We start from the raw sequence: 24,160 nt of genomic DNA, 5'->3' as shown, positions 1-24,160 counted from the left end.
CGGATGTCAGGCCGCGGGCGCGGCCTCGTCCACCGATTTCTGCAGGGACGGCGCCGACTTCAAGGCATGCAGCGACGCCGCTAGGATACGTTCGCCGTCCCTGACCAGATCGAAACTGTCGGGCGCGAAGAACCAGTCGGTCAGCAAGCCGCTGAAGGTGGCGTGCGCCATCAGGCAGGCCACGCGGATGTTGAGCGAGGCCGGCAACTGGCCGCGCGCGATGGCGTTGGTAAGGATCTGCTCCAGGCGCAGCATGCCGTCGACATGGCATTCGCGCTGGCGGACCAGGATCGGGTCCTCGTGATCGGCGAATTCGCACTTGTTGAAGATGATGTCGAACACCCGGCGGCAGCGCTCGTCGGTGGAGGCCAGCGTCAGCACGTAGACGCCGCTGCGCAAAAATTCGCCCAGCGGATCCTCGACCTGCGGGCTGGCGTTTTCTTCCAGCACGGCCTCCATCGGCAGCCGCACGCGTTCGCACATGGCGTCGAACAGGTCGCTCTTGTTCTTGAAATGCCAGTAGATGGCGCCGCGCGTGACGTCGGCCGCCTTGGCCACGTCGGCCAGCGAGGTGTGCGAGACGCCGCGCTCGTGGAACACCTGTTCGGCGGCGTCGAGGATGCGGGAGCGCGTTTCGAGCGCTTCTTCCTTGGTCGAGCGGGCCATGTCAGTGACAGCCCGCGGTGAGGATGGAAATATGGATCATGGCGATACCTGGACAGGATGAACGTGCCGGGCAACAGGCGGCGGCATTCGCCGGCCCTGCATGCTGCACCCGCACATCGGATTTGGACAACGCGCGCCGGCATGGCGCACCTTATGGGTGCGCGCCTTCATTTTCCCTTCAGGCAATGCTGGGCACAATGTCATGGCATTCTGGCCCGTCTTTTAGCTGCGACAAATCGTCGCGGGAAAAAGAACAAGGGCTCGGTTTTCGACCTGCAGAAGCGGCGCGGAGACGGCGCGATTCAGAAAATGCAAGGAATCGCTCATATTTCTCTACGCCCTTTTCAACAAGTTTGCTAAATTAGTGTGAGTTTTCGAAGAAATACATACATACACGAATGTATGTATAATAGCATCCGCTTCAAGCTCCTGCCGTAAATCACCTGCAAAAAATTTGATCGCCTCCGCCGGGAAGCAGGGATCGTATTTTTTGCTCTGCAACAACCGTGTTTCATCCTCCGCTCCGCCATACCGGACGGCCTCAGCAGTCGGCAACATCCGTTTCACCGAATTCGTTTCACCGCCGCCTCCGCGGCATCAACTTTACTTTCGTGCGAGATATCTATGAGCTCAGTCAGTCGTTTCACGCGCCTCACCATGACCGTCGCCGTTGCCGCCGCCCTGGCGGCCTGCGGACAAAAACCCGCCGGTCCGGGCGCGATGCCGCCCTCGGAGGTGTCCGTGGTCACCGTGGCCCCGCAACGCATCGCCGTCACCAATGAGCTGCCCGGCCGCGTCGAGGCCTACCGCATCGCCCAGGTGCGCGCACGCGTGGCCGGCATCGTCCAGAAGCGCGTCTTCAAGGAAGGCAGCGACGTCAAGGAAGGCCAGGTCCTCTACAAGATCGACCCGGCCCAGTACAAGGCCACCTACGACAGCGCGCAAGCCACGCTGGCCCGCGCCCAGGCCAACCTGACCCAGGCTGCGCTCAAGGCGCAACGCTACAAGCCGCTGGTGGAAGTCAACGCCGTCTCCAAGCAGGAATATGACGACGCCGTGGCCGCGCAGAAGCAGGCCGAAGCCGACGTCGCTTCCGGCAAGGCTTCGGTGCAGACCGCCAGCCTGAACCTGGGTTACGCCACCGTTACCTCGCCCATCTCCGGCCGCATCGGCCGCGCGCTGGTGACCGAGGGCGCGCTGGTCGGCCAGGGCAGCGACGCCACCCAGCTGGCGCTGGTGCAGCAGCTCGACCCGATCTACGTCAACGTGACCCAGTCCAGCGCCGACCTGCTGAAACTGCAACAGGCCATGGCCAACGGCAAGTTGAAGAGCGTGGGCGAGAACAAGGCCAGCGTGACCCTGATGCTGGAAAACGGCCAGGCCTATCCGCTGCCGGGCAAGCTGCTGTTCTCCGACATCAGCGTGGACGAAGCCACCGGCTCGGTCTCGCTGCGCGCCGAGTTCCCCAACCCCAAGCGCGTGCTGCTGCCGGGCACCTATGTGCGTACCAAGATCGAGCAGGCGGTCGACGAGCAGGCGCTGGTGATCCCGCAGCAGGCCGTCATGCGTGACGCGTCCGGCTCGGTGGTGTTCGTGGTCAACGCCGACAACAAGGTCGAGGCCCGTCCGGTCAAGACCGGCTCCGCGCTCAACAACAGCTGGCAGGTCACCGACGGCCTGAAGGACGGCGACCGCGTGATCGTGGAAGGCCTGCAGAAGGTCAAGCCAGGCGCGCCCGTCAAGCCGGTGCAGTGGAATCCCGCGGGTGCTCCCGCGCAAGGCCAGCCGGCCCAGCAAGGTGCGGGCGCCCAACCGAAAGCTAACTAAGAGGCTGCAAGATGGGAAAGTTTTTTATTGATCGCCCCGTATTCGCGTGGGTGTTGGCCATCTTCATCATGTTGGCCGGGGCATTGGCGATCACCGGCTTGCCGGTGGCCCAGTACCCCAGTATCGCGCCGCCGACCATCGTGGTCACGGCGACCTATCCGGGCGCGACCGCGCAGACCCTGGACGATTCGGTGACCAGCCTGATCGAACAGGAAATGAACGGCGCCGACGGCCTGCAGTACATGGAGTCGCAAAGCCAGGCCAACGGCCAGGTGCAGATCACCATCACCTTCTCGCCCGACACCAACGCCGACCTGGCCGCGGTGGACGTGCAGAACCGCCTCAAGCGCGTGGAGGCCCGCCTGCCGGCGGCCGTGACGCAACAGGGCGTGCAGGTGACCAAGTCGCGCTCCAACTTCCTGCTGTTCATCGGCCTCTCGTCCACCGACGGCAAGCTTGATCCGGTGGCGCTGGGCGACTACCTGTCGCGCAACGTCCTCAACGAAATCAAGCGCGTGCCCGGCGTGGGCCAGGCGCAGCTGTTCGGTACCGAACGCGCCATGCGCATCTGGATCGACCCGAACAAGCTGATCGGCCTGAACCTGACGCCGGCCGACGTGACCGCAGCGATCACCGCGCAGAACGCGCTGGTGGCCGGCGGCACGCTGGGCGCCCTGCCCAGCCCCGGCACGCAGCAGATCGCCGCCACCGTGGTGGTGAACGGCCAGCTGACCACGCCCGAGCAGTTCGGCGACATCATCCTGCGCGCCAACGCGAACGGCGCCGCCGTGCGCATGCGCGACGTGGCCCGCATCGAAGTCGGCGGCCAGACCTACGACACCTCGGGTCGCCTGGACGGCAAGCCGTCGTCGTTCATCGGTGTGCAGCTCTCGCCCACCGCCAACGCGCTGGGCACCGCCACCGCCGTGCACAAGAAGATGGAAGAACTGGCCAAGTACTTCCCGGCCGGCGTGAAGTACACCATCCCTTACGACACCTCCAAGTTCGTCAAGATCTCGATCGAGGAAGTGGTCAAGACCCTGATCGAAGCCATCGTGCTGGTGTTCCTGGTGATGTTCCTGTTCCTGCAGAACATCCGCTACACCATCATCCCGACGGTGGTGGTGCCGGTGGCCCTGCTGGGTACCTTCGCCACGCTGCTGGTGTTCGGCTTCTCGATCAACGTGCTGACCATGTTCGGCATGGTGCTGGCCATCGGTATCCTGGTGGACGATGCGATCGTGGTGGTGGAAAACGTCGAACGCATCATGAGCGAGGAAGGCCTGTCGCCGGCCGACGCCACCCGCAAGGCCATGGGCCAGATCTCGGGCGCGCTGATCGGCATCACGCTGGTGCTGATCGCGGTGTTCATCCCGATGGCCTTCTTCGGCGGCGCCGTGGGCGCGATCTATCGCCAGTTCTCGCTGTCGATGGTGGCCTCCATGGTGTTCTCGGTGCTCATGGCGTTCACGCTGACGCCGGCGCTGTGCGCGACCATCCTCAAGCCGGTCGAGAAGGGTCACCACCACGAGAAGAAGGGTTTCTTCGGCTGGTTCAACCGCAAGTTCAACACCACCGCCGCCGGCTACCAGGGCTTCATCGCCAAGATGCTGACCAAGGCCGGCCGCTACATGATCGTGTACGTGGTGATCGTGGCTTGCGTGGGCCTGCTGTATGCCCGCCTGCCGGCGTCCTTCCTGCCCAACGAAGACCAGGGCTACATCATCACCAACATCCAGCTGCCGCCGGGCGCAAGCACGGCGCGCACCACGGAGGTCGTGAAGAAGGTCGAAGAGTATTACCTGAAGGATCCGGCGGTCGAGCACGCGATTGCGGTGCTGGGCTTCTCGTTCTCCGGCAACGGCCAGAACGCGGCGCTGGTGTTCACCCCGCTGAAGGACTGGGCTGAGCGCGACAAGTCGCAGTCGGCCGACGCCATCGCCGGCAAGGCCTTCGGCGCCTTCTCGCAGATCAAGGACGCGATCGTGTTCCCGCTGAACCCGCCGCCTATCCCTGAACTGGGCAACGCCACCGGCTTCACCTTCCGTCTGCAGGATCGCGCAGGCGTGGGACACGCCGCACTGGTGCAGGCGCGCAACCAGATCCTGGGCATGGCCTCGCAAAGCAAGGTGCTGGCGGGCGTGCGTCCGGAAGGCCTGGAAGATGCGCCGCAGCTGCAACTGGACATCGACCGCGACAAGGCCAACGCGCTGGGCGTGCCGTTCTCGACCATCAACAGCGTGCTGTCGACCGCTCTGGGTTCGTCGTATGTGAACGACTTCCCCAACCAGGGCCGCCAGCAGCGCGTGATCGTCCAGGCCGACGCCAACCGTCGCCTGCAGCCGGAAGACCTGGTCAACCTGTACGCCAAGAACTCCTCGGGCACCATGGTGCCGTTCTCGGCCTTCGTGTCGGCCAAGTGGATCAACGGCCCCGTGCAGCTGATCCGCTACAACGGCTACCCGGCGATGAAGATCGCCGGCGGCGCGGCCCCGGGTCGCAGCACCGGCGAGGCGATGGCGGAGATGGAATCCTTCGTCGCCAAGCTGCCCGCGGGCTTCGGCTTCGAGTGGACCGGCCAGTCGCTGGAAGAAAAGACCTCCGGCAACCAGGCCCCGGCCCTGTACGCGCTGTCGCTGATCGCCGTGTTCCTGGTGCTGGCAGCGCTGTATGAAAGCACCTCGATCCCGCTGGCGGTGATGCTGGTGGTGCCGCTGGGTATCCTCGGCGCGCTCTTGGGCGTGACGCTGCGCGCCATGCCCAACGACGTGTACTTCAAGGTGGGCATGATCGCGGTGGTGGGCCTGTCGGCCAAGAACGCGATCCTGATCATCGAGTTCGCCAAGGACCTGCAGGCGCAGGGCATGGGCCTGATCGAAGCGACGCTGGAAGCGGTGCACCTGCGCTTCCGTCCGATCATCATGACCTCGCTGGCCTTCATCCTCGGCGTGCTGCCGCTGGCCATCGCCTCCGGCGCCGGTTCGGCCAGCCAACGCGCCATCGGTACCGGCGTGATGGGCGGCATGATCACCGCAACCGTGCTGGCAGTGTTCCTGGTGCCGATCTTCTTCGTGGTCGTGCGCAAGATCTTCAAGGGCAGCGAACGCCAACGCAAGTTCGATGCGGACCACTCGCCCAAGATTAATGTGGAGAATAACAATGGCTAATCTGTCGATGCCACGCTCGCCGCGCTTGCTGCAACTCTGCGCAGCGCTGGCCGTCGCCGGCGTACTGGGGGGCTGCACGCTGGCCCCCACCTATGAGCGCCCGCAAGCGCCGGTGGAAACGGCCTACCCGGCCAACGCCGCCGGCAGCAAGGAGCTGGAAGCGGTCAACCTGGGCTGGCGCCAGTTCTTCCCCGACCAGCGCCTGCAGGCGCTGATCGCGGCCGCCCTGGAAAACAACCGCGACCTGCGCACCGCCGCCCTGAACATCGAGGAAGCGCGCGCGCAGTACCAGATCACCCGCGCCGACCTGCTGCCCAACCTGAACGTGAGCGGCAACGCTGCGCGTACCCGCACCGCGGCCAGCCAGTCGCTGACCGGCCAGCCCTACATCAGCAACAGCTACCAGGTGGGCCTGGCAGTGCCGGCCTACGAGCTGGACTTCTTCGGTCGCGTGCGCAGCCTGAAGGACGCAGCGCTGGCCAGCTACCTCTCCACCGAGGAAGCGCAGAAGTCGGCCCAGATCAGCCTGGTCGCGCAGGTGGCGCAGGCTTACCTGACCGAGCGTTCCTACGCCGAACAGCTGCTCCTGGCGGACCAGACCCTGAAATCGCGCGAAGACAACCTGCAGCTGGCGCAGAAGCGCCTGGACGTGGGCGCCTCCTCGGCGCTGGACTTCCGACTGACGCAAACCCTGGTGGAATCGGCGCGCGTGTCCAAGGCCACGCTGGAACGCCAGCGCGCCCAGGCCGAAAACGCGCTCACGCTGCTGGTGGGCAAGAAGGTCGGCGACCTGCCGCCGGCGCAGCTGCTGTCGGATGAAAAGATCGTCACCGACATCCCGGCCGGCCTGCCTTCGGACCTGCTGACCAACCGTCCGGACATCCGCTCAGCCGAACAGAGCCTGCTCTCGGCCAACGCCAACATCGGCGCGGCGCGCGCGGCCTTCTTCCCGAAGATCTCGCTGACCGGCAGCTTCGGCAGCGCCAGCAGCACGCTGGGTGGCCTGTTCGAGTCCGGCTCCGGCGCCTGGAGCTTCGGCCCCTCGCTGTCGCTGCCGATCTTCGACTTCGGCCGCAACAGCGCCAACCTGGACCTGGCCGAAGTGCGCAAGAACAAGGCGGTGGTCACGTATGAAAAGACCATCCAGACCGCCTTCCGCGAAGTGGCCGACGCCCTGGTCGCCCGCGGCAGCCTGGACGACCAGGTCAAGGCCCAGGAAGCCTTCCTCTCGGCCCAGCAGGAACGCCTGAAACTGACCGACCTGCGTTTCAAGAACGGCATCGCCTCCTCGCTCGACCAGCTCGACGCGCAGCGCGACCTGTTCTCGGCGCAGCAGTCGCTGATCCAGGCGCGCCAGCTGCGACTCAACAACGCTATCGATCTGTACAAGGCGTTGGGGGGTGGGCTTAACGAGAATTCGGTGAGTCTGGCGGCGAAGCAGTAAAGCGCTTTGCACTGCAAAAGTCCAAACGGCTGCCTCGGGGCGGCCGTTTGACTTTGTGGTCTCATGAACAATATCCGTCAGTTTCCCAAAAGAAATTGAACAACGGTATGATGCGATTCATTTGCTCGCCCCCAATACCGGAAGGTAGAATGAGCCCGGGATTAAAATAACATTTGGGAGTCGCGATGCACTGGTATCTCGTCCATACCAAACCCCGGCAGGAAAAGTGCGCACAGGAGAACCTGGAAAGACAGGGCTTCCAGTGCTATCTCCCCGTACTGCCTGTCGAAAAGCTCCGCCAAGGCACGGTCACTGTCAGCGACGAACCGTTATTCCCGCGCTATCTGTTCATCCGGCTGGGGCGTGACAGTTCCACCAAGAGCTGGACGCCAATCCGTTCGACCAAGGGTGTAAGCCGGTTGGTCAGCTTTGGTACAGAACCCGCAAAAGTCGATAGTTACCTGATTGAACTACTGCAACAGCAGCAGTCGCTTGTACAGCACGAAGCGCAACAACTGTTCAGTCATGGCGAAAAAATACAACTCCGTGATGGACCGTTTGCCGGTCTTGAGGGCATCTATCAGATGGCCGACGGCGATCGCCGCGTCATCGTCCTGATCGAATTGCTCAGCAAGCCGGTTGTCATTCCTGTGCGACTGACGAGCGTGCGCAAACTCAGTTGATCAAGATCACCGACCGCCGCCCCCTTCAGCCCAACATCGAGCGATCGTTGCGCGGAGATGCGCCCCGCCGGCCGGCAGCTCAATCTAAAGAATAAGAACCAAGAAGATAGCGCTGCATGATCCCCGTTGCCCCTACAGCGGCTCAGTCCATCTTTTCATAAGCCTTTCTCAAGTCGTTGCGATGTGGCACAATTGCCTCGGTCTGACGAACTTGCGAGAAATGTACTTCTGGCACGTTCCCCCGCCAGACCTTCTATATAACCTGCAAACCGCGCTTGCTGATCGTGTAACAGCACAGCGGTAGCCTTGTAAAATCCTTTTCAGATCATCTTTGATCCTGATCTCGCCGCTTCGGAATTGGCCGGCCTTCACCGGGAATCCTACGCGGAGCGTTGCGTTGTTTGCTCCGGATATCGCGAGCCGCACGATTGGTTGTAGCAAAACGAAAAATCACAGAGAGGGCTGTTGTCACCTGCGACAATGAACTCATCGCGCCCTTTTGTTTTACATTAGACGGTCAAAAGCCATGATTCCATACGGACGCCAGAATATTTCCCAAGAAGACATCGACGCAGTAGTGGAAGTGCTGCGTTCGGACTTCCTCACGCAAGGCCCGGTTGTGCCGGAGTTCGAAAAAGTCGTCGCGAACTACTGCGGGGCCAAACATGCGGCAGCAGTCAACAGCGCGACCGGCGCCCTGCACATTGCTTGCTTGGCCCTGGAAGTCGGCCCGGGCGATCTGGTTTGGACCTCGCCGATCACTTTCGTGGCCAGCGCAAACTGTGCGCTCTATTGTGGCGCCGAAGTCGATTTTGTCGATATCGACCCGGACACCTACAATATGAGCGCAACCCGTTTAGCGGAAAAACTGGAGCATGCAAAGCGTAATGGCAGGTTGCCCAAGGTAGTCATACCGGTTCACCTGTCCGGCCAATCCTGTGACATGGAACGCATTCATGCGCTGTCCATCGAGTATGGCTTCCGCATCATTGAGGATGCATCGCATGCCATCGGTGGCAGCTACAAAGGCGAAAAAATCGGCAACTGCCGCTACAGCGATATCACCGTATTCAGCTTCCACCCGGTGAAGATCATCACCACAGGTGAAGGCGGCATGGCCATGACCAATGACCCGGCGCTGCTCAAGCGCATGGCTCGCTTCCGTAGTCACGGCATCACCCGCTATCCGTCGGAAATGACTTGCCCCCCCGACGGCCCCTGGTATTACCAGCAAATCGACCTCGGCTTCAATTATCGTATGACGGACATCCAAGCTGCGCTGGGCGTGAGTCAAATGCGGCGGCTCGACGAGTTTGTCACGAAACGCCATGCCATTGCGCAGCACTATGAAGAGTTGCTGAAAGACACACCAATTGTCCGCCCCTGGCAGCACCCGGACGCCCACTCGGCGCTACATCTCTACATCGTCAGGTTGCCCGCTGACACCATGAAGGCCAGCCACCGGGAAGTATTCGAACGCATGCGGGCCGACGGCATTGGCGTCAACGTGCACTACATCCCGCTTTATCGCCAGCCTTACTACGAACGCATGGGCTTCCAGGCGACGGACTTCCCCGAGGCGGAGCGATATTACGGTGAGGCCATCACCATTCCCATCTATCCGGGACTCACTGCGGAGCAGCAGGGTGAAGTTGTTGCCCGTCTGCTCGCTCCTTCCGGCTATCAGACGATCTTTTGAATGAAGAGGCAATGCTCCACGCGCCCCGCCGACAAGCGCATCGGCAAATGGCTTGATGGACGTAGCGCATACCCGGCCAAGGAATTGCTGGCCGCCAAACTCCATTACCATGGTTCACGTTATCCGGCCAGAGGCAGCGCATGACATATTTCACCGTTCTCAATCTCCCCACATTCACGGATTCACGCGGCTCTCTGACTGTGCTGCAAGACTCGTTGCCATTTGAGGTGGTTCGTACGTACTGGATCTATGGCGCCAATGGAGAAACCCGTGGCGGACACCGTCACATCCATACCCGCCAGGCGCTGATAGCCGTCAGCGGGAAAGTCTCCATATACATGAATGATGGTGTGACGACCGATACCGTGGACCTGGATCATCCAAGCAAGTGCCTGTTGGTCGAGCCCAAGGATTGGCACACAATGACATTTGATACGGGCGCTGTCTTGCTTGTAATGTCGTCGCATCCATATGACCGGAGCGAATATATTGATACGCCCTATGAATGAATCTCTGACCATCGAATACGAAAGCCTGGCACGCTCCAACGATGCCTTCATGGCTGACCTGGAGGCAGCGGCAACGCGCGTCATCCGCAGTGGCTGGTACGTACTTGGCCAAGAGGTCAACGCTTTCGAAACCGAATTCGCCCACTACGTAGGCGCGCGGCACTGCATCGGTGTAGCGAACGGGCTGGACGCGCTGATTCTATCCATCGAGGCCCTTGATCTTCCCAAGGGCAGCGACATTCTGGTGGCCTCCAATACATACATTGCCACCATCCTCGCTATCGTTCGCGCCGGACACAACCCAGTGCTGGTGGAGCCCGAACTGGCAACGTTCAACATGGATCCGGCGCGCTTGCCACACGCCATGACCAGCAATACGCGCGCCATTTGCGTCACCCATCTGTTCGGCAAGACCTGCCGGATGGATGCCATCGGCGCCTTTGCCGACGCACACGGCCTGAAAGTAGTTGAAGACTGTGCTCAGTCTCACGGTGCACGCCTGGGCAATCAAATGACCGGCACCTTCGGCGATGCAGGCTGTTTCAGCTTTTATCCGACGAAGAACCTGGGCGCCATAGGCGACGCGGGCGCCATTGTCACCAACGACGATGCTCTGGCGGATCGGCTGCGCCACACGCGCAACTACGGCTCCAAGCAAAAGTACGTGAACCGCTATATCGGGCAGAATTCCCGGCTCGATGAGATGCAAGCCGCATTGTTGCGCGTCAAGTTGCGCCATTTGGACAACATGACGGAGCATAAGCGGACGCTGGCCGAGGTCTATTTTTCTCATTTGCCGGACTCCGTAGAGATGCCGGTGCGCCGGCCGGATGAATACGATGTATTTCACATCTATGGCATTCGTCATCCGCAGCGCGATGCATTGCGCCAATACTTGTTGGCGCGCGGCGTCAAGACAGAAATACACTATCCCATTCCGCCACATCAACAGGAGGCAATGCGAGGACTCCTGTCGGGCCGCTACTACCCCATCGCAGAAGAACTGCATGCCACCGAGCTCAGCCTTCCTGTATCCTTCGGGCACACGATCGAAGATGTCACCCGAGTCGCTGCAACGATCAAGGAATTCGATCACGGGAGCGGCGCATCGTGAAGCTTGCTGTCATCCCTGCACGCGGCGGTAGCAAGCGCATACCGCGTAAAAATATTAAGCCTTTCTGCGGCAAGCCCATGATCGCGTGGTCGATTGAGGCTGCTCTACGAAGTGGCTGCTTTGATGACGTCATCGTCTCCACCGATGACACAGAAATTGCCGACGTCGCGAGGCAGTGGGGCGCAAGCGTGCCATTCATGCGGCCGGCGAACCTGGCAGACGATCACACTGGAACGATTCCCGTGATTCGTCATGCAATCGAATGGTTCCCGCAAGACAGGCTACCGTTACAGATTTGCTGCATCTACGCGACAGCACCATTTGTGCGGCCCGATGATTTGCGCCGCGGCCTGAATTTGCTGTTGGCCAACGACTGTAACTATGCGTTCTCGGTAACCAGTTATCCGTTCCCAATTCAGCGAGCCATTCGTATTCAGAACAACGAACGCGTTGAAATGTTTTATCCAGAACATTTCAATACCCGCTCACAGGATTTGGAGGAGGCGTGGCACGATGCAGGCCAATTCTACTGGGGCAAGCGGAATGCTTGGTTGGAGGATTCGGCCTTCTTCACCCCTTCTTCAATGCCGATACGATTGCCGCGCGAACTTGTACAGGATATTGATACACCCGAGGATTGGCGACGCGCCGAATGGATGTTCAAGGCCATGCAGCATGGGGCAAAATTGACATGAACGTAGTATTCCGCGCGGATGCCTCCCTGCAAATCGGAACCGGACATATAGTGCGCAGTCTTTCTCTCGCTGACAAATTGCGAGCCAGAGGACTAACGCCGCATTTCGTTTGCCGTATGCATGCAGGCAACATGGTTGCTGCCATACGCCAGCAAGGCTACGGAGTCACGGAATTGCCAACCATCCCGGCGTTCTCTCCCCTGGCAGCTGAAACATGCGACTTCCGTTTAGCACACGCCGATTGGCTGGGTAGCGATTGGAAGCAGGATGCCGACGAGACGCGAAGCGCCATTCAGGATTCCAAACCTGATCTGCTAATCGTTGATCATTATGCTATCGACAAACGCTGGGAAGAGCAGCTTCGCCCTCATGTTCGTAAACTCATGGTCATCGACGATCTGGCTGACCGCCGACACGAATGCGACTTTCTGCTTGATCAAAACTGGTTCGGCGACGATACGCTCGGCCGCTACCGCGGAATGATACCTGATCACTGCATAACGATGCTGGGTCCGGAATACGCGTTGCTCAAGCCGGAGTATTCAATGCTGCGCGCCCAAATGCCGCCGCGCAATGGCAAGGCCGAGCGCATATTGGTCTTTATGGGTGGAAGCGATCCGACAAATGAAACTGGAAAAGTACTCGATGCACTTGCGCATCCGGACTTGGCCCACCTGCATGTGGATATCGTGATCGGAGTCAACCATCCGGATCCGCAGAGCGTAACTCATCAAGCTGCTGCACGTCCCTTAACTCATGTACATAGCGGTCTCCCCTCCTTGGCGCCACTGATGATGCACGCCGATCTGATGCTCAGTGCAGGCGGCTCCACCAGTTGGGAGCGGATGTGCCTTGGCCTCCCGGCCATTGTCATCAGCATCGCCGACAACCAGATAGTGACAAACCATGCCATGCATGCGGCTGGGTACATCCACTTTCTGGGAGAATGCAACCAGATCAGCGCGACAATAATTGCGGATTCGATTATTCAATGCATCCAGCAGCCTCAACAATTACAGCAGATGAGTCAAATGGGCCAGGACTTGGTCCCGGGTTCAGGGACTCAACGTGTATGCGACATTTTGCTGGACTAGAAAAAGAAAGAGCATGGCCTATCATTCGTTAGATTCAACGTCCCTATCGCGCGTACTTGCACGATGCAACGGCAGTGTCGCGTTTCCTCGGCAATTGATTGACGGCCGTGAAGTAAACTCTTGGCTTGGACAAGAACTACAAGATGAAAATGTTCTCATCCATGCTTATCAAGACGAGGCGGGAGAAATCCAAGGCACGCTCATTTGCCGCCGCCCCAACGCTAATAGCCATGAACTACAAATAGGCTGGGTGGCAGCCGTAGATGCCTCGCGCAGTACATTGATTTGCATGATGCTCGAAGGCCTAGACTTGGCATTTTGCGCTGCCGGCGTGCACAGAATCTCTTGGGATCCAGTAGAAGATGATCGGTTTGCACTAGATTTCTACAAAAAAAAATGTGGCTTTTCCATTGAAGGCAAGTCCCGGGCGGCTTATCTCGATGGGGACACCCACCGGGATGTACTCAGAATGGGGATGTTGCTCAGCGAATGGCGCACCGTCCAGCGTGGCTTGAGTTCTCGCTACGCGAATGAAAAAAACAGGCGCATCCAGAAAACACAGCATTCGATCCAAGTGTTGACGGATGCAGGTTCGTGGATCGCGCCCTACGTTGCCGAACTGGCGCAAGAATGGGAATCGGCAGGCCATACCGTGCACATCGCACACGCGGTGGAGCAAGTCCGTCCCGCTGATTTCTGTTTTTGCCTAAGTTTCAGCAAGATCATTTCAGCCGATGCGCGCAAGCACTTCAAGCACACGTTGGTAGTTCATGAGAGCGACCTCCCCAATGGTCGTGGCTGGGCACCGATGACATGGCAAATCCTCGAAGGAAAAAAACGTATCCCCGTAACGCTGATCGAAGCTGTCGACAATGTCGATGCCGGCCCCATCTATCTACAGGAGTGGATTGATCTCGACGGCACGGAACTCAATCCGGAATGGAGAATGCTCCAAGCCCATGCCACGCAGCGTTTGTGTCTGCAATGGTTGAAGGCCTATCCAAGCATCATCAACGAGGCACGCCAACAAACTGGCGAGGGAAGCCTCTATCCTCGCCGCCGCCCCGGCGACAGCAAGCTGGACCCCCGCAAAACTCTGGCCGAGCAATTCGATCTGCTGAGAGTCGTAGACAACAAGGATTACCCTGCCTTTTTCGAGATGCGAGGAAGACTCTATGAAATCGGCATCAATCCTAAAGACGAGATGAAAAACGATGGCTGACAACTATATCGTTGCGAGCTGCAAAGCCTGGCACAAAACAGGATTCAACGAGCTGAGCAAACAGGAAAAAGGCCGATGGCATTGGGTAGAATCTCCTGACGAGCTTTTGCAGAGCGTCAATCAAACATCCGGTTTGCGCTATATATTCTTTCTGCATTGGAACTGGCACGTTCCAGTTGAAATATGGTCGCGTTTCGAGTGCGTTTGTTTTCACATGACGGATGTCCCCTATGGTCGTGGCGGCAGTCCGTTGCAAAACCTGATTGTAGCCGGCCACAAAAATACCAAGCTTTCAGCACTGCAGATGGTTCACGAGATGGACGCAGGTCCGGTCTACGTCAAACGGGAACTCCCGCTGGATGGCCGAGCAGAGGAAATCTACATAAGGGCTGGTCAGCTCAGCTTCGATATCATTCGATGGATCACGCGGACTGAGCCCGAGGCTGTTCCGCAAGAAGGCGACGCCGTGATTTTCAAGCGCCGCAAACCCGAGCAGAGCATGCTCCCGTCGATGGGATATCTCGAAGCGCTTTACGACCACATACGTATGCTGGATGCCCCGACTTACCCTCTTGCGTTTATCCAGCACGGGGATTTTCAGTTGGAGCTTTCAAACGCACAGCTTTTTGAGGACGAAATTGTCGCCAAGGTCGTTATCCGCAAAAAATCTGTTTAACAGAGAGTCGAATCATGAGTTTTGAAATCAATGGTAGGAAAATCGGGACGGACCATCCTCCATATATCATTGCCGAGCTGTCCGCCAACCACAATGGCTCACTGGAACGTGCGCTTCAGACAATCGACGCCGCGAAGCGCTGCGGTGCCAGTGCCATCAAACTGCAAACGTATACTGCAGACACCATGACGATCGACTCCGATCGGCAGGACTTCATGGTTCAAGGCGGGCTATGGGATGGGTTTAAGCTGTACGACCTTTACAAATGGGCGCAGACACCGTTCGAGTGGCATGAGGCCATGTTTTCTCACGCAAGAAAAATTGGCATCACCGTCTTCTCGACACCATTCGACGAGAGCGCGGTCGATCTTCTAGAAAGACTGGATGCGCCAATCTACAAGATCGCATCCTTCGAAAATACCGACCTGCCATTGATCCGGTATGTTGCCAGGACGGGCAAACCTATCATCATGTCGACCGGCATGGCGACGGAGCCGGAGATTGCCGAGGCCGTAGACGCCGCGCGCAGCGCAGGTTGCAAGGATCTCGTGCTATTGCATTGCATCAGCAGCTATCCGGCGCCGATGAATCAGGCCAACATTATCCAAATGCTGGAGCTGGCCAAGCGCTTTGGCAGTATGCCAGGTCTGTCCGACCACACGATTGGCACCACTGCCTCGGTTGCGGCCGTCGCCTTGGGTGCTTGCGTGATCGAAAAGCATTTCACTCTGAGCCGCTCCGACAAGGGACCAGATAGTGAATTTTCTATCGAGCCGGCAGAGCTTGAGCGGCTATGCAAAGAGACGCAGGACGCATGGCTGGCGCTCGGCAAGGTCGGATACCAGCGTCAGTCTGCAGAAGATGGAAGCAAAGTGTTCCGTCGTTCGGTTTATTTCGTACGAGATCTTCCGGCCGGCGCCATTGTCAGCGCTGAAGACATCCGACGCATACGTCCGGGAATGGGTCTCCCACCAAAATATTTCGATATCTTGATCGGCAAGCGTCTGAAGGTAGATGTAGTGCGTGGCACTGCCACCAGCTGGGACCAATTCGATGAGTAAAACGATACTGGTGGTGGCGGCGCATGCGGACGACGAGGCTCTTGGTTGCGGCGGCACCTTGGCCAGACATGCTGCAGAGGGAGACACGGTTCATGTTGTCTTCGTGGCCGATGGGGTCACCGCCAGAGAGGGCGCAGAACCAGCGGATTTGCAGCATCGCCAACAAGCAACCGAAAATGCGCGGCGAATACTCGGCATCAGCACCGTGATATGCCTGAACCTTCCCGATAACAGACTCGACAGCCTACCATTGCTGGATGTCGTCCAACCGCTAGAGGCGGTCATTGGCAAGGTCGAGCCCCAAATCATCTATACCCATCATTACGGTGATTTGAATGTCGATCATCGGATAGTGCACCAGGCCGTCATGACGGCCTGTCGCCCCATGCCGGGCGGCTCTGTGAGAGAAATCCTCACCTTCGAGGTAATGTCGAGTACAGAGTGGAGCAGCCCGGGCCTAGCCCCCTTCCTACCCAATTTCTTTGTTGATGTCAGCGCCCACATGGAAGTCAAGATGCAGGCGCTTGAAGCATACATGCGGGAAATGCGTGCCCCACCACACTCCCGCAGTCTTGATCACATGCGATGCCTTGCGGAGCATCACGGATTTTGTACCGGTTCTGCAGCGGCTGAGGCCTTCATGGCGATGAGAGTTCTTAGATAACTATGCAAACAATAAAATTGCTCGCCAAACGCTTGCTGCGGGGAAAATACTCCAGCCTGAATCAGCTGGATCGCAAGCTAGAAAAGTACGTCGATTATGACAACGGATATTTTGTCGAGCTCGGCGCCAACGACGGCGTGAACCAATCCAACAGTCTGTATTTTGAGAAGTACCGCAACTGGCGTGGCTTGCTCGTTGAACCAGCACCGCAAAACTACCTAAAATGCCGAAAGAACCGTTCTTCGGAAGACAGGATCTATTGTGCGGCTTGTGTGTCCTTCGAGTACGACAAGGAGTTTGTGCGCATTGCCTACTCGAACCTCATGTCAACATCGGTCAACCTCGAGTCGGATATTCAAGATCCACGCGCCCATGCTCAACAAGGCAACCGCTTCCTGAGTCAAGGCGAAACTATCTTCGAGTTTGGTGCAGTGGCACGTACGCTCAACTCCTTACTGCTCGATGCAGCAGCGCCCAAAACTATCGACTTCCTTTCACTCGATGTCGAAGGGGCAGAGTTGGAGGTGCTCAAGGGTGTGGACCATCAGGCCTTCCGATTCAAATATCTTCTCGTCGAATGCCGAGACTTTCCTCGCCTGGATTTGTACCTGACATCCCATGGGTACCGGTTTATCGAGAAGCTCTCCGGGCAGGATTATCTCTTCGCTGCGAAAGAATTTTCTCAATCAGGTGACAGCAGTGCACACAAGATTTAAAGAGATATTACGAAAGATTGGGAGCCTGCTCACCAATTATCCGAAGGAACCCGGTGTACGCCCGACAATATTTGCCGGCATCCGCCCCCCTCCTGCGTATCGACATGCCGATACGCGCTTAGCCCCTCTGGTGTTTCAGATGGTCCCCGACAAGTTTTACTTTCTCTTGTTCGGGGCCATTCGCGCCCATGTAAATGCCGACTTGCGCGGCCCCGCAGAATTAGTGGTGGTAAGAGCCGTCAGCGGTGCCGTCGGCACCGGTTGGCGAGCCGAGCTAAAACGGGCTGCACCGGTGACCTGGTTATGGAGCAAGCCTTGGGTGCGAGCCTATGGAACACTCGTCAACGATGTAGGCTATCGATGCGCAACCTGGGCTCATCCATATGCGGATCTGTCGGACTGGATCAGTTCCTCTCTCCTGTGGCGCCAACTGCAACAACAGAACGGAAATTTCTCCTTGCAAATTGAAGGTATAGAAGTCGCCGATTTAGTGATTGATTCATACCTGCGTTTCAAGCCGGCCCCAGAATTCGATGTATCAGATCCCTTTGTCCGACGACTGATATGGCAGGCATCACGAGACGTGCGACAAGCACAAGCCTATTTCGGCCGAACTAGACCTCACTTGTACCTGACTTCCTATACTACCTATTTGGAACATGGCATACCGGCGCGCGTTGCATTGCAAAAAAACGTGGATGTCTGGTCGTTTGGCAATCTGAACGGATTCGGCAAACAACTGACACTCAGCGATAGCTACCACACGCAAGATTGTTCTAGATACAGAAGTGATTTCGACATGCTGGATCAGCAGACGGAGAAATTGCAACAGGCACGCAAGCAACTGGAAATACGCTTGTCTGGCAATATCGACGCCGCAACAAGCTACATGCGCCAATCGGCATACGGGCAAACAGCTGGAGAGTTACCGTTAGGCCTCAATGGGGCAGTGATTGTATTCCTACATGACTTCTACGACAGTCCCCACATTTATCCAGAACTTGTATTTCACGATTTCTGGAGCTGGATTTGTTTCACAGTCGAAGCGCTGCAAAAAAACGGAACGAATTTTTTCCTTAAGCCACATCCAAATCAGATTGCCTTGAGCGATAAGGCAATGGTTCGGCTGCGAGCGAAGTACCCCGACCTGAAGTGGCTGTCTGCCAGTACCAGCAATGTGCAACTGGCGCAGGCAGGCATTGCCTGCGGCGTCACTGTCTACGGTACAGTGGCACATGAACTGGCTTATCTGGGTGTCCCAAGCATCGGAAGTGCGCGCCATCCTCATCACTCATTTGACTTTTGTCGCACGGCGCGCACAAGACAAGAATATGAAGACATGCTCCAGACCTACAAAGCACGTCCCCTATCGCAGGAAGAAATGCAGCAGCAGGCCCTGGCCTTCTACTACATGCATAACCTCCATGACGCTGGCGATACACGGGATTTACAAAAGGCCTTTGTCGCCTTCTGGCGAGCCTGCAATATGGGAGAACCGGCAGATGAGAGCATAGAAGCAGCCTTTCTTTCTCTCGCCAATCACCCCTCATTTGCTCGCTTTGCCACGAAACTGGTGAACAGGCAAGAAAACCTTTCCCAACACGCTGCCTACCACTAAATGCCGCAAAAAGAGTCTCCAAGTTTCGAAATTGGTAAGAAGCGACTGCCGTCCGCATGGGCGTTCACTGTGATCACTGGCGCCGTCTTGTCTGTGATACTGACACTCTATTTGGCACCATCAAAATATCCAATCGCAGACTTGATCGCCGCATTTTCGCTAGTCATTTTCCTCGGCATGTTCGGCTGGCACCGCTCCGGTATCGCGGCAGGATGCAAGCCGCTTACGCCATTGATTTTCATGCTGCTATATGTGGCTGCCCTGGCTTTTTCCAATGGAACGGAAGACGGCGCCCAAACCTATATCAAGGAACTGATATTTGGCTTTCTTCCCTTCTTTTTGCTGTATGTGGTATTCCGAAACCAAGTACCGGAGCGTGAGCCATCCTTGCTGCTCGCGTTATTCCTGATTCCGGGAGTGGTTCATCTGGCCTTCATGTATCTTGACGTCTTCGTCGCGCTCCAGAAAGGAAACATACCGTTCTCGTCGTCATCCAAACAAGGCATGCTTGAATACATAAAGGATGCTCCCAGGGTAGGGCGTCGCTATCTTTCTTGGGCGCTTTTGCACTTGTTGTGTGCGGGCTGGTTGATGACTTGGCGCCACAAGCATGCGAGAGCTAGGTATCTGGCTGGGGCAATGACTGGTTTGAGCATATTGTCGCTGGCCCTTCTGGATGCCCGAGCGGCCTACGCATCCGTAGCGTTCAGTGGCGCCGTCCTGATATTTGTCATCGGCCCCGGTACGGCGTGGCGCAAGATCAGACCTTATTTGCCAACGGGCCTTGGGAGGATTGTGTTGGTGTGCTTTTTCATGGTGGTTGTCGGATTGGGATACAGTGCGGGCAAATCGCGCTGGATATCCATGAGCTACAGCATCAAAGCCGCAACTCATGACGTATTTGACTCGCAAGTGGAGTTATCCCAGCGTCCCTTTGTGGACGAAAGCTACTGGAGCGCCCCAATAAAAGATATCAACGCGTGCTACCTCGAAGGTCATTTCCGATGCAAGGTCGACCAATCTGCCTATCTGCGCACAGCCTGGATACTCACGGGTATGCAAAGCCTATGGGATCACCCGTTTGGGATCGGTTATTCAGATGACTACATGGGACGGCTGTGGGGCGTCGCAGGTGAGCCTGGGAAGTTCCAGCGTGGCGACAATTTCCTGGTTCAGCACGTCGTTTCTTTTGGCGTGTTCAGTCTTTTGTTCTATGCATGGGTGATATGGGGTGTGCTGCGCTCCACTCGGCGCGCGATTCGATCGGGGCGCGCATCGGTGTCCTTGGTAACCCTCTGCGCAATCATACTTGTGTGCGCGGGGAGAGGTTTGGTGGATGTCTTTAGCGAAGGACTCTGGCGCTATTTCATGGCGCTTTTGGGCATGTACTATGGACTATTGCATTCTAGCGCTCGGACCATTTCCAACGATCTACGATGAAACAGATTAATACACTACTGGAAAGCAATTATCTCAACCATCCAGCTTTCAACTTCGACATGCCAAGCTGGCAAATTCCTGATGAAAAACTGACCGCATTCAATGACATCTACATTGCGATGCGACAATTGGCTGTGACGCTTGATGTGGGCAGCCGCGAGGCGATTCAGCAAGATTTGCAAAGACAGTTGGACAATGTCTTTGCTGCATTTGAGGCGCAAGCAGCAGATGCGTATGAAACATGCTTCCTTGTTGAGCTGAAGAAGGCGTGCATTCGCCTGCTAAATGAAGAGTTGGCGTGGTATGCCCGGAAGCCGCACGCGAATTTCGTGAACCTGAACGACGGGGAAACTCGGCAGAATGCGATTCGGTTGCAGCACGATAGACACTATTTTGGTTGCCTTCCCGTGGCTGCCGTCACTGAGTTACGCAAACTGGCAGAGGGGGGATTGGGACAATGCCGAGCCAATGCTGCGGCCGGCCGACTGCAACGCGAAGATCTGTCGGTAAATTCCGGGCGGCTTGTTCATGCCTTGCGGCATGTTCTTAATCGAGAATTCAAAGACTTAGGCGTGCTGGATGCAGTCAGCGCTTATACGGGCCGCAAAGTAAATGTAACCGGTCTGGCGCTTGAGTTGAGCGTCCCCCAAGCCACTTGGTGGAGGAACGCCGTTCCGGGCCTCGATCATGCACCTCAAACCCTCTATGCTCATGTGGACGAGACCATTTCATGTCCTAAATCCATCGTCTACCTAACCGACGTCACAGAGCAGAACGGCCCTACCGGTTGTTATCCCGGTGCCTACGAGGCTATGCAGCTCAATCCGTTGCAAGAGATAATTGGCCGTATCGTGGGCACCGTAGGCTCACACCACGACTCTCCCTTGAAAGAGTATTACGCCAAGCAATATCACCAGTCGGTCAACTCAGAGAACTTCCGTCGGCATTTTATGCGATTACCCGAGCAGCTGCGCTTCAACTCGCACATTGGCTGGGATGTCATGCCAGGTAGCGAGCTTGAAAGCACACTGGTCGTTGATGAGCACAAGATGATAGGCCCCGCAGGTACCTTTATCGCTTTCGACGGAGCACGACTGCTGCATCGAGGCGGCTTGATGCAGGCTGGTGAGCGCGTAGCACTGCAGGTAATTTTTTCCGATTCGACGTTTACGGAACGCGCCGTGAACAAGCTTAAAAGGATGTTTTAATGAGTTTGGGTTTAGCCTTGCGCCGTCTGGCACCGCAATCAGTGAAAAATTTCCTGCGTCAAAATACTCTGCCTTGGCGTATTTCAAGACAAATCAGCCCTCACCTTCCCGCGGTGGTTTGCGTCGATGTTGGTGCTTCATACTACCCACATGCAAAATGGTTGCAGTTCCTAAATGCACCCCATACGCAGTGGTTGGCGGTAGAGCCGAACGAAGCCAATATTGACTACGTCAAGTCCTGGCCTTGGCCCAGTCAAATTTCGGCCTGCACTACCGGACTCAGCCGAGATGGAGGCACGCAAACGTTGCACGTGACGAACGTGGATACAGGCTCGAGCCTGTTACCGCCGGAAATCACGCCATCAATGCAACATCGCATTACCGACATGGGCTATTTCTTCCCTGTGACGGAACGCCGCATTGAAACGCTCACACTGACCCAGGCCATGGCCGGCTTGTCAGAAGTCGCACCAGCTTTCATCAAACTTGATACACAAGGTACAGAGCTGTCCATTCTGCAAGGGGCTCAGCAACTGTTCGACAGCAGGCGCATCGTTGGCATCGAAATGGAGTCAACTATGCTAGCGCAACCTCTGATGCGGAACTCAGGAAAATTCTGGCAAGCCAGCGAGTACCTCGAGCGACAAGGTTTTGAGCTGCTACACATCAAGCCGATCCCGGCGGTACCGCGCTCGGGCCGCACGCGGATCAATCGCAACACCTATGTCAACGAATGCGATGCAGTCTTCGCCCTGCGACAGGACGTAGTCGCCGGCCTTTCGGTGGAACACCGCACTAGCCTACTGGCGTTCTACCTGACGAATCAATTTTACGAAGAGGCCTTGTCGTTCCTGGAACGCGACAATGACATCAGGAATTTTCTGGGCACCAGGGGATGCAATGTAGATGCACTGGCCTCTACCCTGAGAGTAGCAGCCTGATGAATAGCGCCTTGGCTTCGATCGCGGGACAGATCGTCCGCTACACCAGTTTTGTAGCAAAAAATTTCCGTACGTTCTATGCAGTTTTGGCCTTGACCGCATTGGTGCTGGTGCTGGAGTACTTAGCCACCAGCCTGATGATTCCTATGGCTCCAGGGCAAATCACGACGAACTCGCCGATCATTCAGGCATGGGGGCGGGTAGCAGCGCAATTGGGACTAGAATCGACATCTAGAACGTGGCTCTGGTTGTTCTTCATCGTCATGATGGCACGGCTGGTATTTGGCTATGCCTTAGCTGTACTGACGACTTGGCTGGGCAAATGTGTTCATCGAACCTTGAGCGGGAAGATCTTTGGTCACATTCTCTTGGCGGAACCGATGGCACGTGTCTATACCCGCTCCGTAGGGCACTACATCACGATGGCGGGCGATGACACTTTCAAAAGCGGCACCATCATCAGCAGTTTGCTGCAATCAGCAGTCGGTTTTCTCACCGCGTTGGTCGGCATGGTAGTGCTTTATCAATTCTCTCCCCAGGTATTTGTCGGCGTATTGCTGTTCCTGATAGTTAGTATGGCCGTGATCACATTTCTGATGCGGCGCATCATCCGGATAAATAATCGCACCGTCAATCTTTCCCGAGAGCTGGGCACCACCTTCGTGGAAGCCCTAAATAGCCTGCGCTCCATCCGCTCCCTACACGGAGAGCGATTCGTAATGTCGGCTTACGCAGGGCAAATTTTCAGCTATATCCGCATGCTGGTGGAAATGGACGCCATCAAGAGTGGAGTCAAGGCCTTTCCGGCGATCGTGCTGCTGCTTCTGGCAGCCATCGTACTACGCCCAGGTACCTCCGTTGCCATGTCCGATACTGCTTTGTTTGCCGGAACTATTATCATCATTCGAGTCTTTGCGTCGCTGGGACAAATGGTCACCGCAGGCTCCCAATTGCTAACGGACGTACGCGCGGTCAAAGATATCGACGCACTAGTCGCCGTTATGCAAGAAAATGTCGCCGATGCAGAAATGCTCCCTCCAGTATCAGTGCGTACCATCGACCTGATGCAAGTCTCGTTCGGCTACGGCGATCGCAGGCATCTATTGAGTAATGTGAGCTTTCGCTTCGAGGCCGGCCGTACCTATGCAATCGTCGGCCCATCGGGGGCAGGAAAATCCACGTTGGCGGATATCTTGCTTGGCCTCAGCCTGCCTGACAGTGGAGCAGTCAGTGTCAACGACGGCCGCGCCTCCCTGGTCACGGCGCGCGCTCACTTCATGCTGGTCGAACAACAACCAAAGATCTTCTCCACCAGCGTCAGGGAAAATCTGCTGCTGGGCATGGATGAGAGCGACGAGTTGCTCTACGCCGCTTTGGAAAGCGTGAACCTCGACGACATGATCAAAGAGTTGCCGCAGGGACTGGCGACACGACTTACCTATCTGGGCGAGAACTTCTCCGGCGGCCAGCGCCAGCGCCTGGGTATTGCACGTGCGCTGGTTCGCCAGCCCGACGTCCTGATTCTTGACGAAGCGACCAGCGCTCTCGACCCATCCACACGCGTCGATGTGGTGGCCAAGCTGCGTGCGCGCATGCGTGACGGCATCATCATTTTCATCACCCACGATCCTGAGATCGCCGCTCTCGCAGACGAAGTATTGCCTATCGGGGAGCCATTGCCCGCGATGCCGCCCCCAACAAGCCGCCCTCTCTGAC

Annotated in this window: 20 protein-coding genes; 19 read left to right on the top strand and 1 reads right to left on the bottom strand. The window is 57.3% G+C overall.

Features of this window, described 5'->3' with window-relative positions:
• Positions 1-6: 6 nt before the first annotated feature.
• A complete protein-coding gene (locus CEJ42_RS19835) occupies positions 7-666 on the bottom strand; it encodes a TetR family transcriptional regulator (RefSeq protein ID WP_088752265.1) in 660 nt (219 codons plus the stop codon).
• 624 nt (positions 667-1,290) lie between these two features.
• On the opposite strand from CEJ42_RS19835, the gene CEJ42_RS19830 reads away from it, so the two are divergent.
• From CEJ42_RS19830 to CEJ42_RS19740, 19 genes are all read left to right on the top strand, one after another.
• Positions 1,291-2,493 (top strand): efflux RND transporter periplasmic adaptor subunit, encoded by a 1,203-nt coding sequence (locus CEJ42_RS19830; protein ID WP_079216947.1) that lies wholly within the window; start codon positions 1,291-1,293, stop codon positions 2,491-2,493.
• A gap of 11 nt (positions 2,494-2,504) precedes the next feature.
• Positions 2,505-5,660, top strand: a complete 3,156-nt coding sequence (locus CEJ42_RS19825; protein WP_079216948.1) for an efflux RND transporter permease subunit — start codon at positions 2,505-2,507, stop codon at positions 5,658-5,660.
• Entirely contained in the window at positions 5,653-7,104 is a 1,452-nt protein-coding gene (locus CEJ42_RS19820; RefSeq protein WP_079216949.1) for an efflux transporter outer membrane subunit, read from the top strand. The genes CEJ42_RS19825 and CEJ42_RS19820 overlap by 8 nt, the downstream gene beginning before the upstream one ends.
• Positions 7,105-7,289: 185 nt before the next feature.
• Positions 7,290-7,787, top strand: a complete 498-nt coding sequence (gene rfaH / locus CEJ42_RS19815; protein WP_088752264.1) for a transcription/translation regulatory transformer protein RfaH — start codon at positions 7,290-7,292, stop codon at positions 7,785-7,787.
• A 526-nt stretch (positions 7,788-8,313) separates the two neighbouring features.
• Complete coding sequence (gene pseC / locus CEJ42_RS19810) at positions 8,314-9,486, top strand: UDP-4-amino-4,6-dideoxy-N-acetyl-beta-L-altrosamine transaminase (RefSeq protein WP_088752263.1); 1,173 nt, start codon at positions 8,314-8,316, stop codon at positions 9,484-9,486.
• A 140-nt stretch (positions 9,487-9,626) separates the two neighbouring features.
• Positions 9,627-9,995, top strand: coding sequence for a sugar 3,4-ketoisomerase (locus tag CEJ42_RS19805; protein WP_088752262.1), 369 nt, complete (start codon positions 9,627-9,629; stop codon positions 9,993-9,995).
• Positions 9,988-11,109: a DegT/DnrJ/EryC1/StrS family aminotransferase gene (locus tag CEJ42_RS19800; RefSeq protein WP_088752261.1), complete on the top strand. Its 1,122-nt coding sequence runs from the start codon at positions 9,988-9,990 to the stop codon at positions 11,107-11,109. The genes CEJ42_RS19805 and CEJ42_RS19800 overlap by 8 nt, the downstream gene beginning before the upstream one ends.
• Positions 11,106-11,804, top strand: coding sequence for a pseudaminic acid cytidylyltransferase (gene pseF, locus CEJ42_RS19795; RefSeq protein WP_088752260.1), 699 nt, complete (start codon positions 11,106-11,108; stop codon positions 11,802-11,804). The genes CEJ42_RS19800 and pseF overlap by 4 nt, the downstream gene beginning before the upstream one ends.
• Complete coding sequence (gene pseG / locus CEJ42_RS19790; RefSeq protein ID WP_165774474.1) at positions 11,801-12,898, top strand: UDP-2,4-diacetamido-2,4,6-trideoxy-beta-L-altropyranose hydrolase; 1,098 nt, start codon at positions 11,801-11,803, stop codon at positions 12,896-12,898. Before pseF ends, pseG begins: the two co-directional genes overlap by 4 nt.
• Positions 12,899-12,911: 13 nt before the next feature.
• Positions 12,912-14,120: a formyltransferase family protein gene (locus CEJ42_RS25170; protein ID WP_207760462.1), complete on the top strand. Its 1,209-nt coding sequence runs from the start codon at positions 12,912-12,914 to the stop codon at positions 14,118-14,120.
• Positions 14,113-14,796 carry a formyl transferase gene (locus CEJ42_RS19780; RefSeq protein WP_088752258.1) on the top strand — a complete coding sequence of 228 codons (684 nt, stop codon included), beginning with the start codon at positions 14,113-14,115 and terminating at the stop codon, positions 14,794-14,796. Before CEJ42_RS25170 ends, CEJ42_RS19780 begins: the two co-directional genes overlap by 8 nt.
• Positions 14,797-14,810: 14 nt before the next feature.
• Entirely contained in the window at positions 14,811-15,857 is a 1,047-nt protein-coding gene (gene pseI / locus CEJ42_RS19775; RefSeq protein WP_207760461.1) for a pseudaminic acid synthase, read from the top strand.
• Entirely contained in the window at positions 15,850-16,521 is a 672-nt protein-coding gene (locus CEJ42_RS19770; protein ID WP_088752256.1) for a PIG-L deacetylase family protein, read from the top strand. Before pseI ends, CEJ42_RS19770 begins: the two co-directional genes overlap by 8 nt.
• Before the next feature lie 2 nt (positions 16,522-16,523).
• Positions 16,524-17,237: an FkbM family methyltransferase gene (locus CEJ42_RS19765; RefSeq protein WP_088752255.1), complete on the top strand. Its 714-nt coding sequence runs from the start codon at positions 16,524-16,526 to the stop codon at positions 17,235-17,237.
• Positions 17,221-18,855, top strand: coding sequence for a hypothetical protein (locus tag CEJ42_RS24760; protein WP_129587787.1), 1,635 nt, complete (start codon positions 17,221-17,223; stop codon positions 18,853-18,855). Before CEJ42_RS19765 ends, CEJ42_RS24760 begins: the two co-directional genes overlap by 17 nt.
• Positions 18,856-20,295 carry a hypothetical protein gene (locus tag CEJ42_RS19755; RefSeq protein ID WP_088752253.1) on the top strand — a complete coding sequence of 480 codons (1,440 nt, stop codon included), beginning with the start codon at positions 18,856-18,858 and terminating at the stop codon, positions 20,293-20,295.
• Positions 20,292-21,503, top strand: a complete 1,212-nt coding sequence (locus tag CEJ42_RS19750; RefSeq protein WP_088752252.1) for a hypothetical protein — start codon at positions 20,292-20,294, stop codon at positions 21,501-21,503. Before CEJ42_RS19755 ends, CEJ42_RS19750 begins: the two co-directional genes overlap by 4 nt.
• Positions 21,503-22,444: an FkbM family methyltransferase gene (locus CEJ42_RS19745; RefSeq protein WP_088752251.1), complete on the top strand. Its 942-nt coding sequence runs from the start codon at positions 21,503-21,505 to the stop codon at positions 22,442-22,444. Before CEJ42_RS19750 ends, CEJ42_RS19745 begins: the two co-directional genes overlap by 1 nt.
• The gene (locus tag CEJ42_RS19740) at positions 22,444-24,159 is read left to right on the top strand and encodes an ATP-binding cassette domain-containing protein (RefSeq protein WP_165774473.1); all 1,716 of its coding nucleotides are present in this window, start codon (positions 22,444-22,446) and stop codon (positions 24,157-24,159) included. Before CEJ42_RS19745 ends, CEJ42_RS19740 begins: the two co-directional genes overlap by 1 nt.
• The last annotated feature ends 1 nt before the right edge of the window (position 24,160 follow it).

The sequence above is a fragment of the Herbaspirillum robiniae genome (assembly GCF_002213415.1).
Classification (GTDB): Bacteria; Pseudomonadota; Gammaproteobacteria; order Burkholderiales; family Burkholderiaceae_D; genus Herbaspirillum; species Herbaspirillum robiniae.
The sequence above is the reverse complement of the archived record's forward strand: the minus strand, read 5'-3'. Positions and strand labels throughout refer to the sequence as shown.

Excerpts from the sequence above, each read along its gene's own strand:
- CEJ42_RS19835 (WP_088752265.1), bottom strand. The coding sequence starts at position 666 with ATGGCCCGCTCGACCAAGGAAGAAGCGCTCGAAACGCGCTCCCGCATC.
- CEJ42_RS19830 (WP_079216947.1), top strand. The coding sequence starts at position 1,291 with ATGAGCTCAGTCAGTCGTTTCACGCGCCTCACCATGACCGTCGCCGTT.
- CEJ42_RS19825 (WP_079216948.1), top strand. The coding sequence starts at position 2,505 with ATGGGAAAGTTTTTTATTGATCGCCCCGTATTCGCGTGGGTGTTGGCC.
- CEJ42_RS19820 (WP_079216949.1), top strand. The coding sequence starts at position 5,653 with ATGGCTAATCTGTCGATGCCACGCTCGCCGCGCTTGCTGCAACTCTGC.
- rfaH (WP_088752264.1), top strand. The coding sequence starts at position 7,290 with ATGCACTGGTATCTCGTCCATACCAAACCCCGGCAGGAAAAGTGCGCA.
- pseC (WP_088752263.1), top strand. The coding sequence starts at position 8,314 with ATGATTCCATACGGACGCCAGAATATTTCCCAAGAAGACATCGACGCA.
- CEJ42_RS19805 (WP_088752262.1), top strand. The coding sequence starts at position 9,627 with ATGACATATTTCACCGTTCTCAATCTCCCCACATTCACGGATTCACGC.
- CEJ42_RS19800 (WP_088752261.1), top strand. The coding sequence starts at position 9,988 with ATGAATGAATCTCTGACCATCGAATACGAAAGCCTGGCACGCTCCAAC.
- pseG (WP_165774474.1), top strand. The coding sequence starts at position 11,801 with ATGAACGTAGTATTCCGCGCGGATGCCTCCCTGCAAATCGGAACCGGA.
- CEJ42_RS25170 (WP_207760462.1), top strand. The coding sequence starts at position 12,912 with ATGGCCTATCATTCGTTAGATTCAACGTCCCTATCGCGCGTACTTGCA.
- CEJ42_RS19780 (WP_088752258.1), top strand. The coding sequence starts at position 14,113 with ATGGCTGACAACTATATCGTTGCGAGCTGCAAAGCCTGGCACAAAACA.
- pseI (WP_207760461.1), top strand. The coding sequence starts at position 14,811 with ATGAGTTTTGAAATCAATGGTAGGAAAATCGGGACGGACCATCCTCCA.
- CEJ42_RS19770 (WP_088752256.1), top strand. The coding sequence starts at position 15,850 with ATGAGTAAAACGATACTGGTGGTGGCGGCGCATGCGGACGACGAGGCT.
- CEJ42_RS19765 (WP_088752255.1), top strand. The coding sequence starts at position 16,524 with ATGCAAACAATAAAATTGCTCGCCAAACGCTTGCTGCGGGGAAAATAC.
- CEJ42_RS19755 (WP_088752253.1), top strand. The coding sequence starts at position 18,856 with ATGCCGCAAAAAGAGTCTCCAAGTTTCGAAATTGGTAAGAAGCGACTG.
- CEJ42_RS19750 (WP_088752252.1), top strand. The coding sequence starts at position 20,292 with ATGAAACAGATTAATACACTACTGGAAAGCAATTATCTCAACCATCCA.
- CEJ42_RS19745 (WP_088752251.1), top strand. The coding sequence starts at position 21,503 with ATGAGTTTGGGTTTAGCCTTGCGCCGTCTGGCACCGCAATCAGTGAAA.
- CEJ42_RS19740 (WP_165774473.1), top strand. The coding sequence starts at position 22,444 with ATGAATAGCGCCTTGGCTTCGATCGCGGGACAGATCGTCCGCTACACC.